The organism is Acidovorax sp. FG48 (genome assembly GCF_057809085.1).
In genome coordinates, this window is sequence record NZ_JBMDJH010000010.1 from 119746 (window position 1) to 132832 (window position 13087).

A 13087-nucleotide genomic window follows, 5' to 3' on the forward strand; every position below is an offset into this window, starting at 1 on the left:
GCGCCAGGGGCTGGTGTACCCAGGCTACTGCGGTCGTCATCCGCCTTTGTCGGCGTTGACCCACCCCAGGTCCAGCGGCCGGTCCTCGAATTCGGTGTTCAGGACCACGGTGCTCGTGGTGCGCGCCACGCCGGGAATCGCCTTGATCTGGTAGAGCACGTCCTCCAGCCCGCGCGCGTGCGTGGTGCGGATCTTGGCCAGGAAGTCGTGCTCGCCAGCCACGCTGTGCAACTCCTCCACCTGAGGGATAGCGCGCAGGCGCGGCGCAATGTCACGGCAGTGCGCGCCGCCATCGTTGCGGATCGCCACAAACGCGGTGAAGTTCAGCCCGACACGCTCCGGATCCACGCTGATCGAAAACCGGCGGATCACGCCCTTGTCCAGCAGCTTTTTCACGCGCTCGTGCACGGCGGCGGTGGACAGTCCCACCTCGGCCCCTACATCGGCGTACGAACGTCGGCCATCTGCGCCCAGTGCCGAAATAATTCTGGCGTCCATGTCATCTGTCTGAATATTTGCTTGCATAGCCGCTTGTTTTTGGTAAAAATTCCGAAAACCTTGCGGTTTCCATAAATTATTCGGTCAGGTGGAGAATATGCCGACAATTTTCAATGCGCAAGCCCGCACACAACGCAACGGGGCGGTGGCCATGGCACTGCTGCTGGTCTACATCGTCTGGGGCACTACCTATTTCGCCATTGGTATTGCGCTGCAGAGCATGCCGCCACTGCTGATGAATGCCATCCGTTTTTTGTGCGCCGGTGGCGTGATGCTGCTGATTGCGCTGTGGCAAGGCCATGCATTGCCCACGTGGGTGCAATGGCGCAACTCGGCGGTGGTGGGAGGCTGCATGGTGTTTTTGGCCATGAATCTGATGGGCTTTGCGCAAAAGCTCGGCATCGGCTCGGGCCTGATGGCCACGGTGGTCACCACCATGCCCATGTGGCTGGCGTTGTGGTCGCGCTGGGGCGGCGAGCGCGTGCCATTCACCAGCTGGATCGGCCTGGCGCTGGGCGTGGTGGGCGCACTGCTGCTGGCGCTGGAAGGTGACTTTTCCGCCACTTGGCTGGGGGCGCTGCTGGCCTTTGGTGCGCCGCTGGCCTGGAGTGTCGGTTCGTATGCCTCGCGCAAGCTGTCGCTGCCCGCGCCCGCCATGGCATCGGCCGCGCAGTGGTTTGCGGGGGGCGCCATGGGGCTGGTGGTGGCGTTGTGGTTTGAGCCGTTGAGCGCCCTGGGCCAGGTCACTGCCAAGTCGTGGGCAGCGTGGGTCTACCTGCTGGTGTTTGGCACGCTGATAGCGCTCAATGCGTACCTGTGGCTGCTGCAGAACACCTCCGCAGCGCTGGCAGGCAGCTACTCGTTTGTGAACCCTGCGGTGGCTTTGCTGGTGGGCGTGGCGCTGGGGGGCGAACTGCTGACGGGCTGGGTGTTTGCCGCGCTGCCGTTGATCGGAGCGGCGCTGGCGTTCATTCTGTACGGGCAAGCGCTGCAGCGGTGGCTGGAAAAGCTCAGTCCGGGATTACAGCGGTTGCTTCAATCTCGATCTTCGCGCGCTCTTCCATAAGCCCCGCCACCTGCACACAGGCCATGGCCGGAAAGTTCTTGCCCAGCACTTCGCGGTAAACCGCGCCCAGCTCCTTCAGGCGGCTGTTGTACTCGTTGCGGTCGGTCACGTACCAGGTCAGCCGCACCAGGTGTTCGGGGCCTGCGCCACCGGCTTCCAGCACTGCGCGCACGTTCAGCAGCGTCTGCTTGGTCTGGGCGATGAAATCGTCGCTCTCAAACTGCTGCTGCGCGTTCCAGCCGATCTGGCCGCCGGTAAAGACCATCGTGCCGCGTGCGGCCACGCCGTTGGCGTAGCCCTTGGGGGTGACCCAGCCTTCGGGCTGCAAAAGGGTGTTTTTCATCGTCATGTTGTTTTTGTGGAAGTGGGCGATGCGGCGGAGGGTGATGCGGCCGCACCCTGGCGCAGCTTGAATCGCTGCAGCTTGCCGGTTTCGGTGCGGGGCAGTGCGGTCACAAACTCCACCACGCGTGGGTATTTGAACGGGGCGATGGTGGCCTTCACGTGGTCCTGCAGGGTCTTGACCATGGCGGCGTCGCCGGTGTGGCCGGGCTTCAAGACGCAGATGGCCTTGACCACCATGCCGCGCTCTTCGTCGGGCACGCCGATCACGCCGCACTCGGCCACGGCAGGGTGGCGCAGCAGGGCGTCTTCGACCTCGGGGCCACCCACGTTGTAGCCCGCGGTGATGATCATGTCGTCGTCGCGCGCCTGATAGAAGAAGTAGCCGTCGGCGTCTTGCGTGAACGCATCGCCGGGGTAGTTCCAGCCGTCCTTCACGTACTTGGCCTGGCGGGGGTCGTCGAGGTACTTGCAACCCGTGGGGCCGATCACGGCGAGTTTGCCCACGGTGCCGCGCGGCAGCTCGTTGCCGTTGTCGTCCACCACCTTCGCGGTGTAGCCGGGCACCACCTTGCCGATGGCGCCGCGCCGGCTCTCACCGCCGGGCGAGGAAATGAAGATGTGGAACATCTCGGTGGCGCCGATGCCGTCCGTCATGTCCAGGCCGGTCGCCTCCTTCCACAGCTGGCGCGTGGCGTCCGGAAGCCCTTCGCCTGCGCTCACGCTGGTGCGCAGCTTGGGCAGGCCGATCTGCCTGGCGAACGGTGCCATCTGCCGGTAGAACGTGGGTGCTGTGTAGCAGATGGTCACGCCCGCATTGCGCATCAGGCGCACCATGGTTTCAGGGGTGTAGGGCTGATCGGGGAAGTACACGCTGGCACCCGCCCACATGGGGAACACGAGCAAGCCACCGAGGCCAAAGGTGAATGCCAGCGGCGGCGAGCCCGCCACAATGTCGTCGGGCGTGGCGCGCAGCACATGGCGCGGCCAGGCCTCGCAGCCCGCCAGCACATCGCGGTGGGTGTGCACGGCGGCCTTGGGCGCGCCGGTGGTGCCTGAAGTGAAGGCCATCAGCGCGATGTCGTCCGCCGCCGTCGGGCAGGGTGCCGTGGTGCCGGGCTTGGCCTGTGCGCGCTGGAGCAGGTCGGCCGCATCGGGCGCGGTGTGGAACGGCACGATGGTGGCCAGCACCGGGTGCTGTGTTTGTGCCGTCTGCAGCTCCGCCAGCAGGCGGCCGTCGCACAGCGCCAGCGTGGGCTGGGCGCGGTCGATGATGCTGCCAAGCTCCACCGCGCGCAGCAGGGGCATGGTGGCCACCGCAATCAGACCGGCGTAGACCGTGCCCAGCCAGGCCAGCGCCATCTCCACCGTGTTGCCGCCGCGCAGCAGCACGCGGTTGCCGGGCACCAGGCCGTGGTCCTGCGTGAGCACCTCGGCAATGCGCGCGGCTTCGGTGCGGGCGTCGCGGTAGGTGTAGGTGCGGTGCGGGCCGCGCAGCAGGGGGCGGTCGATGTGGCCAGCGCGCTCGGCCTGGTCGAAGAGGGCGTGCACGAGGTTGGCCTGGTCTGCGATCTGCAGCTCGGGCAGGTCGTAGCGCAGCGTGGGCCAGGCCTCAGGCGGTGGCAGACGGTCGTGCACGAAATGGTCGGGCTGGGCGGAGGGGGCTTTCATGCGTTTACTCCTGCAGAACGGCCTTGCCGATGATCAGTTGCTGCACCTCGGTCGCGCCTTCGTAGATGCGCAGCGAGCGGATGTCGCGGTACAGCGACTCGACCTTGCTACCCACCTCCACACCGCGCCCGCCGTGCAGCTGCAGCGCCATGTCGATCACACGCTGGGCGTTTTCGGTGGCGGTCATTTTTGCCATGGCTGCCTCGGCGGTGAAGCGCGTCTGGCCGGTGTCGCGCAGCCAGGCCGCGCGGTAGGTGAGCAGCGCGGCGCTGTCCACCAGTGCGGCCATTTCGCCGATCTTGGCCTGCGTGAGCTGGAAGTCCGCGAGCGTCTGGCCGAACATGCGGCGTTGGCGGGCGTGGTGCACGGCCTCGGCCAGCGCGCGGCGCGCCATGCCCAGCGCAGCGGCGGCGACCGACGCGCGGAAGATGTCCAGCGTGCGCATGGCCAGCTTGAAGCCGCCGTTTTCTTCGCCCAGCAGCGCCGCGGCAGGCACGTTGCAGTTGGTGAATTGCAGCGTCGCCAGCGGGTGCGGCGCCATCACATGGATATGGCGCGAGGCGTCCAGGCCCGGCGTGTTCGCATCGACGATGAAGGCGCTGATGCCTCGCGTGCCGCCGCTCGGGTTGGTCTTGGCGAACACGCAGTAGAAGTCGGCGATGCCGCCGTTGCTGATCCAGGTTTTGGTGCCGTTCAAGCAAAAAGTGCCTGTAGCGCTAGTCGAATCTGTGCTGGCAGCTATGGTTTGCATAGCGCCCACATCTGACCCCGCCTCGGGCTCGCTCAGCGCGAACGCAGCAATCAGTTCGCCACGCGCCACGCCTTGCAGGTAGTGCGCCTGCTGCGCGGAGCTGCCCGCCAGCGTGATCGCACCGCTGCCCAGCCCCTGCATCGCAAACGCAAAGTCCGCCAGCGGCGAGTGGTAGGCCAGCGTCTCGCGCAGCAGCACCAGCGCGCGCGAGTCGAGCGCGGGCAGCGCGCCGCCGTGTGCGGCGGGCACGCAGTAGCGCAGCCAGCCGCCCGCGCCCAGGCGCTGCACCCAGTCGCGACAGGCGGCGCGGTCGTCGGTTTCATCCACCTCTTGCGCGGCAGCCCAGGGCACCAGGCCCTCGGCCAGCGCGCGGTGGGCATCGTCAAAAAAGGGCAGGGCCAGGTGCGCCGTCGAGGGCGGGCGTGGGGCCGGGGGCGTTGCAACGTGCATGGGTTCAATCTCCCTGGAACACGGGCTTTTGCTTGGCAGCGAACGCTTCGTAGGCGCGGCGGAAGTCTTCGGTCTGCATGCAGATGGCCTGCGCCTGCGCCTCGGCCTCGATGGCCTGCTCGATGGTCATGTTCCACTCCTGGCTCAGCATGGTCTTGGTCATGCCGTGGGCGAAGGTGGGACCATCGGCCAGCGCGCGGGCGGTGGCCTGCACGTTCGCCAGCAGGTCAGCGCTCTCATACAAATCGTTGAAGAAGCCCCAGGCCAGGCCTTCGTGCGCTGTCATCGCGCGGCCGGTGAACAGCAGTTCGCTGGCGCGGCCCTGGCCGATCATGCGCGGCAGCAGCGCGCAGGCGCCCATGTCGGCCCCGGCCAGGCCCACGCGGGTGAACAGGAACGCAGTCTTGGTGGCCTCGGTGCCGTAGCGCATGTCGCAGGCCAGCGCCATCATGGCGCCTGCACCGGCGCAGATGCCGTCGATGGCGCCCAGCACGGGCTGCGGGCAGGCGCGCATGGCCTTCACCAGGTCGCCCGTCATGCGCGTGAACTCCAGCAGTTCGGGCATGGTCATGGTGGTCAGCGGGCCGATGATCTCGTGCACGTCGCCGCCCGAGCAAAAGTTGCCGCCCGCGCCGGTGACGACGATGGCCTTCACGTCGGTGGCAAAGCGCAGCGCATAAAAGAAGTCGCGCAGCTCCGAATAGCTCTGGAAGGTCAGAGGGTTCTTGCGGTCCGGCCGGTTGAGCATGACGGTGCCCACGCCGCCCGCAAAGCTCCAGCTGAAATGCTCGGCCACATAGCTGGCCTGCGGGTTGAACTGCTCGCGCATGGGGTTGCTCGCCCCGATGTAGTGCTTCATTCGGCTGTCTCCAAAGAGTTGTTCTGTGTGTGTTCCTTGACCTTGCCCAGCAGGCGGTACAAGGTGGCGATGTCGCGCTCGCCCAGCGTGGCGAAGGCTTCGACGATCCATTGCTCGTGCTGGCGCGCCATGGTGTTGAACTGTTCGCGGCCTTGGGGTGTGAGGCGCACCAGGTACGCACGGCGGTCGCCCTCTACGTCCATGCGCTCGACCAGCCCTTCGGCCACGAGCTGGTCGGTGATGCCGGTGATGTTGCCGCTCGTCACCATCATGCGGCGCGAGAGTTCCTTCATCTTCATGCCATCGGGCGCGCGCTCCAGCTGCGCCATCAGGTCAAAGCGTGGCAGCGTGGTGTCGAACTGCGCGCGCAGGTGGCTGCGCACCTGCTTCTCGATGAGCTGGGTGCAAGTGAGCAGGCGCAGCCACAGGCGCAGGGCCTCGGGGTGTTCGCTGGGGGCGGCGCCGTGCAGGCGGGCTTCGAGGTCCATGGGGGTTTACTCGATGGCTGCGGGTTTGCTGGATTCCTGCGCCGGTGCGGCCAGCGCAGCCATCTGCTTTTGCTTGGCAATCTCGCGCAGCATCTGGTCGCGACCGCTGTGGTACTGCACCGGCCAGTCGGTGTGCGCAGCGGCCACCGGGCTCAGTTGCGCGGCGGCATGCAGCGTCCAGGCCGGGTCGGCCAGGTGGGGGCGGGCGATGGCGCACAAATCTGCGCGACCAGCGGCGATGATGCTGTTGGCATGGTCGGCCTCGGTGATTGCGCCCACGGCCATGGTGGCAATCCCCACCTCGTTGCGGATGCGGTCGGCAAACGGCGTCTGGTACATGCGGCCGTACACCGGGCGGGAGTTGCGCGTGGTCTGGCCTGAGGACACGTCGATCAGGTCCGCGCCAGCGGCCTTGAACAGGCGCGCGATGGCAATGGCGTCGTCGGCGGTGTTGCCTTGGCCTTCCTGCAGCCAGTCGTGCGCCGAGATGCGCACGGAGAGCGGCTTGTCGGCGGGCCACACGGCGCGCAGCGCGGTGAACACTTCCAGCGGGTAGCGGCAGCGGTTCTCCAGGCTGCCGCCGTATTCATCGGTGCGCTGGTTGGTAGCGGGGCTGAGGAAGCTGGCCAGCAGGTAGCCGTGCGCGCAGTGCAACTCCAGCCAGTCAAAGCCGCAGGCCACGGCCCGGCGGGCGCTGTCCACAAACGCGGCGGTCACGCGGTCCATGTCGGCGCGGGTCATGGCGGCAGGTGTCTGGTTCTGTGCACCATAGGCGATGGGGCTGGCGGCCAGCAGCGGCCAGTTGCCCGTCTCCAGCGGCTCGTCCGTGCCTTCCCAGCCCACGCGCGTGGAGCCCTTGGGGCCGCTGTGGCCCAGCTGCAGGCCGATCTTGGCTGTGCTGCTGCCGTGCACAAAGTTCACGATGCGCGCGAAGGCGGCTTGCTGGGCATCGTTCCACAGCCCCGGGCAGGCGGGTGTGATGCGGCCTTCGGGCGTGGGGCTGGTCATCTCGACCATCACCAGGGCGGCGCCGCCCAGCGCGCGCGCGCCCAGATGCACCAGGTGGAAGTCCTGCGGCACGCCCTCGACCGCGCTGTAGGTGGCCATGGGCGAGACAACGATGCGGTTCTTGAGCGTGAGGCCCTTGAGCGTGAAGGGCGTGAGCATGGGCGGAATCGCCGCCTTGCCGCGTGCGAGCCAGGCCTCGTAACCCTCCAGCCACGCCGCATCGCGCAGCCGCAGGTTCTCGTGGCTGATGCGCTGGCTGCGCGTGAGCAGCGAATACGTGAACTGCTCGATGGGCATGCCGGTGTAGCGCGCCACGTTTTCAAACCATTCGGTGCTGTTGCGTGCGGCGTTCTGGATCTTGAGCACCTCCACGCTGCGGCGCGCCTCGTAGTGCTGCAGCACCTCATCGATGGGCAAGCCGGTCGCAAACTCATTGGCCAGGTCGATGGCATCTTCCAGCGCCAGCTTGGTGCCGCTGCCGATGGAGAAATGCGCCGTGTGCGCGGCGTCGCCCATCAGCACGATGGGCACCTGCTTGCCCCCAACGCTCTCGCGGTGCACCCAGGTGTTGCAGATCACGCGTGGAAAGCGAATCCAGTTGGCCGAGCCGCGCAGGTGGGTGGCGTTGCTGATGAGGGCGTTGCCGTCCAGGTACTTCGCGAAGAGCTTTTCGCAAAACGCAATCGCCTCGGGCTGCTCCATCTGGTCCAGGCCGTGGGCCTTCCACACGGCCTCGGGCGTTTCGACGATGAAGGTGGAGGTGTCGGCGTCGAACTGGTAGGCGTGCGCCTGGAACCAGCCGTGCTCGGTCTGTTCGAACGCGAAGGTGAAAGCGTCGAACTTCTTCTTGGTGCCCAGCCACACGAAGCGGCACTGGCGCAGATCGATGTCGGGTTGGTAGACGCTGGCGTAGCGGGTGCGGATGCGGCTGTTGAGGCCGTCGCTGGCGATGACCAGGTCGGCGTGGTACTGCGCGGCGAGCGCCTGGTCGTCGGCCACGTCGGTCTCGAACACCAGCTCCACGCCCAGCGCCAGGCACCGGTCCTGCAGGATGTTGAGCAGCCGCTTGCGGCCAATGCCGCAAAAGCCGTGGCCGGTGGAGCGCACGCTGCGGCCCTTGAAAAACACCTCGATGTCGTCCCAGTGGTTGAACGCATCGCCGATGAGCGCGGCCGTGGGCGCGTCGGCGGCCTGCAGGTTGGCCAGCGTCTGGTCGGACAGCACCACGCCCCAGCCGAAGGTGTCGAACGGTCGGTTGCGCTCGACCACCGTGATGCGGTGGGCGGGGTTCTGCTGCTTCATCAGCAGGGCGAAATAGAGACCGGCGGGCCCGCCGCCAATGCAGAGGATGTTCATGTCAAAATAGTTTAGACCTAAACAAAATGCTGTCAATGGGGTTGCTCCCTGCCGCCAGAGCGTGCCGCCGCTGTAGGACAGACTCTGAAAAGCCGGGCTGCGTGTTGACGCGCTGCAGCATGACTTCAAGAATCCTTGGCATGACGCACTTGCTGCATACCCTGGAGGGGCGGCTGGCGACCCTGCCGGTGCCCATGGCGGTGGAGCTGCCGGCGGGTCAGCACCTGGGCGCGCCCGACCCGGCGGTGGTGCTGCGCTTTCGGGACCGCATGGCGCTGGTCGCGCTGGCCTCTGGCGATATCGGTCATGTCGGGGCCGCCATCGTCGAGGGCCGCGTGGCGCTGGAGGGCGGCATGCGTGATCTGATGGCAGCAGCCACAGGCCTGCTGACGCGCGACCCCGCACGCGACCAGCACCATGGCTGGTGGCGCAGGGTGCTGGGGCGCGCGCGGTCCATGGCAGCACACACGCTGGCGCATGACGCGCGGCAGGTGCAGTTCCACTACGACCTGTCGGATGACTTCTATGCGCTGTGGCTGGACCCGCGCCGCGTGTATTCGTGCGCCTACTACCGGTCACCCGAACTTACCCTGGCCCAGGCGCAGGAGGCCAAGCTCGACCACATCTGCCGCAAGCTGCAGCTGCAGCCGGGCGACCGGTTCCTGGACATTGGGGCGGGCTGGGGCGGCCTGCTGCTGTGGGCGGCCGAACATTACGGGGTGGACGCAACCGGCATCACGTTGTCGCGCAACCAGCATGCGCATGTGCAGCGGCTCATCCACGAGCGAGGGCTAGAGGGACGGGTGCGCGTGCAGTTGGTGGACTATCGCGAGTTGCACGTGGACCAGCCCTTTGACAAGATCGCCTCGGTGGGCATGTTCGAGCACGTGGGGCGTGCGCAGATGGGCCGCTACTTCAACACCGTGGCGCGCCTGCTGCGCCCGGGAGGGCTGGCGCTGAACCATGGCATCACCGCCGGGGGCGTCGACAACGCGCAGTTGGGCGCCGGCATGGGCGACTTCATCGAGCAGTACATCTTCCCGGGCGGTGAGCTCCTGCATGTGAGCACGGTGCTGCAGGACCTGGCCCGCGCGGGCCTGGAGATGGTGGATACCGAGAACCTGCGCCCGCACTACGCGCGCACGCTGTGGGCATGGTCCGATGGCCTCGAAGCCCGATTGCCGGCAGCCCGTGGGGTGCTGGCTGCACAAGCGGGCGCGGAGCAGTCGGATAAGGTCTTGCGTGCCTACCGCTTGTATCTCGCGGGCAGCGCCCTCGGCTTTGAACGGGGCTGGATGGCGCTGCACCAGATGCTGGCCATCAAGCCGGATGGCGATACCGCCAAGGGCGCTGTACCCGGCGCACAATCGAGTTATCCCTTCACCCGCGACCATATGTACGCGGCCCGTAAGACCCGCTTTGAAACTCTCTCTAAAACCCTCTCTGACAACCTTTCTGACAGGCCTTTGACCATGCTCTACAAGTTCAAATCCCGTGCCACTGCCGACCTCATCATGCTCGAACCCCAGGGGCGCCAGATCGTGACCATCATCGGCAAGACCCCTGGCAGCAGCGGCATCGTGACCGCTGCGCAAATCCCTGCCGCCATTGCTGCGCTGGAAGCCGCCGTCATCGCCGACGAAGCCCAGCCCGAAGCCCAGGAAAACGATGAATCCGCCGCTGAGGAGCGCCACGACGTGGTGCGCCTGCGCCAACGCGCAGCGCCCTTCATCGAGATGCTCAAGCGCAGTGCGGCGGCAGATGTGGACGTGGTGTGGGGCGTATGACCTGAGGGCAGGCGGGTTCGCAAATCGCTCAAAGCGCAATGCGCACTTCCCAAGGAAGGTGCGTTGCCAGTCCCATCCACTCACCCGCAGCAATCCGTCGCAGGCCACGCTGCGATCTTCGCCGTTGCAGTAGTGTCTGCCGTCAGTCCACCTTGGCGCCAGACGTCTTCACCACCTGCGCCCACTTCTTGTGTTCGTTGTCGATGTGCTTGGCAAATTCTGTGGGCGTGTTGCCGCCGGGGATCGCACCCTGGGCCAGCAGCCGCTCCTTCATAGCAGGGGTGGCCAGTGACTTGGCGACTTCCTGCTGAATGCGGTTCACGATGTCGGGGGGTGTACCCGCTGGGGCCAGCAGGCCGAACCAGGAGCTGGCCTCGTAGCCCTTGAGCGTGGGGCCGCCCGCCTGCTCCACCGTGGGCACATCGGGCAGGGCGCCCGAGCGCTCGGAGCTGGTCACGGCCAGCGCGGTGAGTTTGCCGGCCTTGATCTGCGCCATGGACGAGGGCAGGTTGTCGAACATCACGTCCGCGTTGCCCGCCACCATGTCCATCAGTGCGGGGCCGGAGCCCCGGTAGGGCAGGTGCAGCATGAAGGTGCCGGTCATGCTCTTGAACAGCTCGCCAGCCAGGTGGATCGACGTGCCGTTGCCGCTGGAGGCCATGTTCATCTTACCGGGGTTGGCCTTGGCCACGCGGATGAAGTCCTGCACGTTGTGAATGCCCTGGGCCTTGGCCTTGTCGGCGTTCATCACCATCACGTTGGGTACGGCGGCTACCAGGGTGATGGGCACAAAGTCCTTGATGGGGTCGTAGGGCAGCTTGGCGTACAGCGCGCGGTTGATGCCGTGGGTGCCCACGGTGCCCATCAGCAGGGTGTAGCCGTCGCCGGGCGACTTGGCCACCAACTCTGCACCCACGTTGCCACCCGCGCCTGCTCGATTGTCAACGATGAACTGCTGCCCGAACGCTTTGGACAGCTCGGGCGCCATGGCGCGGGCCAGGATGTCGGTGGTGCCACCGGGCGCAAAGGGCACGACGATGCGTACCGGCTTGGTGGGCCATGCGCCCTGGGCGCGCGCCATGGTGGGCAGCAGCGCCGCCGCGCAGGCTAGCGCAACGGTGCTGGCGGCCAGGGCCATCACCTGGCGACGGCGCGCGTGGAGTGGATGCGCAGCGGTTGCGGCATCCGATGAGCCGGATGAGCGAGTGGGTGCGTGGAGGGGAGTGCGTGCCATGGAGATCAATCCTTGATGTCGGGGAGAAGAGAAAGGTCTGCTGGGGTTCTACGCGCGTTGGCGCAGTGGGGGCAGATGGATAACCCCAATCCTGGTGGCGCAGGGCATCTGCAGCCCGCAATATCGCGCGCACGGTCCGTTCAACAGCCCACCCGCGCCCATGAAAAAAGCCGCAACACGTCGTGCGACGTGGCGGCTTTGGGGAGGTGCTGGCAGGGCAGCGTTTAGAGCCCTACCGGGTGCGAGAGGATCAGTCCGCGTAGGTGCCTGCGGCCTTGATGACGGCGCCCCACTTGTCGATCTCAGCGGCCACGAACTTCTTGTGCTCAGGGCCTTCAATGCGTTTGTCGGTGATGACCACGGCGCCCAGGGCTTCCTGCTTCTTGATGAACTCTGGGTCCTTCAGAGCGGCCTTGAGCGCTTCGTTGATCTTCTTTTGCACATCGGCGGGTGTGCCCTTGGGGGCGTACAGGCCGTGCCAGATGCTCACGTTGAAGTCCTTCAGACCCGATTCCGCCAGGGTGGGAAGGTCTTTGAGCGCAGGGGTGGTCAGGCGCTTGGAGGTGGTCACGGCATAGGCCTTGACCTTCTTGCCTTCGATCTGGCTGGTGGTGTTGGTGGTCTGGTCGCACAGCAGGTCGATCTGGCCGCCGATCAGGTCGGTGATGGCAGGGGCCGTGCCTTTGTAGGGCACATCGGTCATATCGGTCTGCAGCGCTGCCTTGAACATCAGGCCGCACAGGTGCGAGGCAGCGCCCAGGCCGGCGTTGCCCAGGTTGATCTTGCCCTTGTTCTGCTGAATCCAGGCCGTCAACTCCTTGAAGTTGTTGGCTGGCATGGTGGGGCGAGCTATCAGCGTCATGGGCACTTCGTTGACCATGCCCAGGTATTCAAAGTCGTTGGGCACGCTGAACGACAGCTTGCGGTACAGCGCGGGCATGGTGGACATGCCGATGTGGTTGAGCAGCAGTGTGTAGCCATCGGGCGTTGCACGGGCCACGCGGGCGGCGCCAATGGAGCTGCCGGCACCGGCGGTGTTGTCCACCACCACGGTGGCGCCCAAAGGCTTGCGCAGCGCTTCGGCCAGGTCGCGGGCCACGCGGTCGGTGGGGCCACCGGCGGCGAAGGGCACCACGATGGTGACCGTCTTGTCCTTGGCGGGGAAGTCCTGCGCGTGGGCGCCAAAGGCAAGCACTGCAGCGGCAGCGACGAGGGCGAGTTTCAGCATTGTTTTCATGGGTGCTCCTGTAAATGACGGGCCATGATAGCGAGGGGCATTTCTGCCAACATTGCGGATAGTACGTAGCACACAGGCCGCATGGTCTTTAAGCCAAATGGCCCGGTAGCGCTGGTATTTATTGTCTTGAATGCTATTTAATGAATAGCAAATGTTAGGGTAAACACTGCGGTGCCCCCGTGTGCGAAATGGCCTTGTTTTGCGCTGTCGCAAGGCCGGATGCCCTGTCTGATCGATTGATGTGCATACACATCTTTTGCATGCCGCACGCACTCCGCCTTCGCAGTCCAGCGTGGCGCCTTGGCTTGCGCAGCGAGATCTTCAACAGGCGCCCAGGTCG

Annotated in this window: 11 protein-coding genes and 1 pseudogene; 3 read left to right on the forward strand and 9 right to left on the reverse strand. The window is 66.1% G+C overall.

Features of this window, described 5'->3' with window-relative positions; translation table 11 throughout:
- Nucleotides 1-36: 36 nt before the first annotated feature.
- Entirely contained in the window at nt 37-498 is a 462-nt protein-coding gene (locus ACODSU_RS15595; RefSeq protein ID WP_015012335.1) for an Lrp/AsnC family transcriptional regulator, read from the reverse strand.
- 97 nt (nt 499-595) lie between these two features.
- On the opposite strand from ACODSU_RS15595, the gene ACODSU_RS15600 reads away from it, so the two are divergent.
- The gene (locus ACODSU_RS15600; RefSeq protein ID WP_488843009.1) at nt 596-1564 is read left to right on the forward strand and encodes an EamA family transporter; all 969 of its coding nucleotides are present in this window, start codon (nt 596-598) and stop codon (nt 1562-1564) included.
- Here ACODSU_RS15600 and ACODSU_RS15605 read toward each other — a convergent pair.
- Genes ACODSU_RS15605 through ACODSU_RS15630 form a run of 6 tightly spaced genes read right to left on the reverse strand, consistent with a single transcriptional unit; the run spans nt 1509 to nt 8489 of the window.
- Nucleotides 1509-1907: a RidA family protein gene (locus tag ACODSU_RS15605; protein ID WP_015012337.1), complete on the reverse strand. Its 399-nt coding sequence runs from the start codon at nt 1905-1907 to the stop codon at nt 1509-1511. The genes ACODSU_RS15600 and ACODSU_RS15605 overlap by 56 nt on opposite strands.
- A 2-nt stretch (nt 1908-1909) precedes the next feature.
- Complete coding sequence (locus tag ACODSU_RS15610; protein ID WP_488843012.1) at nt 1910-3577, reverse strand: AMP-binding protein; 1668 nt, start codon at nt 3575-3577, stop codon at nt 1910-1912.
- Nucleotides 3578-3581: 4 nt separating this feature from the next.
- On the reverse strand, nt 3582-4778 hold the full coding sequence (locus ACODSU_RS15615; RefSeq protein WP_488843014.1) for an acyl-CoA dehydrogenase family protein: 1197 nt from the start codon (nt 4776-4778) through the stop codon (nt 3582-3584).
- 4 nt (nt 4779-4782) lie between these two features.
- Nucleotides 4783-5637 carry an enoyl-CoA hydratase family protein gene (locus ACODSU_RS15620; RefSeq protein ID WP_488843016.1) on the reverse strand — a complete coding sequence of 285 codons (855 nt, stop codon included), beginning with the start codon at nt 5635-5637 and terminating at the stop codon, nt 4783-4785.
- Nucleotides 5634-6125 carry a MarR family winged helix-turn-helix transcriptional regulator gene (locus ACODSU_RS15625; protein WP_056059723.1) on the reverse strand — a complete coding sequence of 164 codons (492 nt, stop codon included), beginning with the start codon at nt 6123-6125 and terminating at the stop codon, nt 5634-5636. The genes ACODSU_RS15620 and ACODSU_RS15625 overlap by 4 nt, the downstream gene beginning before the upstream one ends.
- Before the next feature lie 6 nt (nt 6126-6131).
- A complete protein-coding gene (locus ACODSU_RS15630) occupies nt 6132-8489 on the reverse strand; it encodes a bifunctional salicylyl-CoA 5-hydroxylase/oxidoreductase (protein ID WP_488843018.1) in 2358 nt (785 codons plus the stop codon).
- A 140-nt stretch (nt 8490-8629) separates the two neighbouring features.
- Here ACODSU_RS15630 and ACODSU_RS15635 point away from each other — a divergent pair.
- Nucleotides 8630-9892, forward strand: a pseudogene (locus ACODSU_RS15635) (class I SAM-dependent methyltransferase); the annotation flags it as partial.
- A gap of 69 nt (nt 9893-9961) precedes the next feature.
- The gene (locus ACODSU_RS15640; RefSeq protein ID WP_488843089.1) at nt 9962-10276 is read left to right on the forward strand and encodes a DUF1840 domain-containing protein; all 315 of its coding nucleotides are present in this window, start codon (nt 9962-9964) and stop codon (nt 10274-10276) included.
- Nucleotides 10277-10418: 142 nt separating this feature from the next.
- On the opposite strand, the gene ACODSU_RS15645 is transcribed toward ACODSU_RS15640, so the two are convergent.
- The gene (locus ACODSU_RS15645; protein WP_488843090.1) at nt 10419-11414 is read right to left on the reverse strand and encodes a Bug family tripartite tricarboxylate transporter substrate binding protein; all 996 of its coding nucleotides are present in this window, start codon (nt 11412-11414) and stop codon (nt 10419-10421) included.
- A 346-nt stretch (nt 11415-11760) separates the two neighbouring features.
- A complete protein-coding gene (locus ACODSU_RS15650) occupies nt 11761-12747 on the reverse strand; it encodes a tripartite tricarboxylate transporter substrate-binding protein (protein WP_060985056.1) in 987 nt (328 codons plus the stop codon).
- Nucleotides 12748-13087 lie beyond the last annotated feature (340 nt).

Excerpts from the sequence above, each read along its gene's own strand:
- ACODSU_RS15625 (WP_056059723.1), bottom strand. The coding sequence starts at position 6,125 with ATGGACCTCGAAGCCCGCCTGCACGGCGCCGCCCCCAGCGAACACCCC.
- ACODSU_RS15640 (WP_488843089.1), top strand. The coding sequence starts at position 9,962 with ATGCTCTACAAGTTCAAATCCCGTGCCACTGCCGACCTCATCATGCTC.
- ACODSU_RS15645 (WP_488843090.1), bottom strand. The coding sequence starts at position 11,414 with ATGGCCCTGGCCGCCAGCACCGTTGCGCTAGCCTGCGCGGCGGCGCTG.
- ACODSU_RS15600 (WP_488843009.1), top strand. The coding sequence starts at position 596 with ATGCCGACAATTTTCAATGCGCAAGCCCGCACACAACGCAACGGGGCG.
- ACODSU_RS15615 (WP_488843014.1), bottom strand. The coding sequence starts at position 4,778 with ATGCACGTTGCAACGCCCCCGGCCCCACGCCCGCCCTCGACGGCGCAC.
- ACODSU_RS15605 (WP_015012337.1), bottom strand. The coding sequence starts at position 1,907 with ATGAAAAACACCCTTTTGCAGCCCGAAGGCTGGGTCACCCCCAAGGGC.
- ACODSU_RS15650 (WP_060985056.1), bottom strand. The coding sequence starts at position 12,747 with ATGAAAACAATGCTGAAACTCGCCCTCGTCGCTGCCGCTGCAGTGCTT.
- ACODSU_RS15620 (WP_488843016.1), bottom strand. The coding sequence starts at position 5,637 with ATGAAGCACTACATCGGGGCGAGCAACCCCATGCGCGAGCAGTTCAAC.
- ACODSU_RS15595 (WP_015012335.1), bottom strand. The coding sequence starts at position 498 with ATGGACGCCAGAATTATTTCGGCACTGGGCGCAGATGGCCGACGTTCG.
- ACODSU_RS15630 (WP_488843018.1), bottom strand. The coding sequence starts at position 8,489 with ATGAACATCCTCTGCATTGGCGGCGGGCCCGCCGGTCTCTATTTCGCC.
- ACODSU_RS15610 (WP_488843012.1), bottom strand. The coding sequence starts at position 3,577 with ATGAAAGCCCCCTCCGCCCAGCCCGACCATTTCGTGCACGACCGTCTG.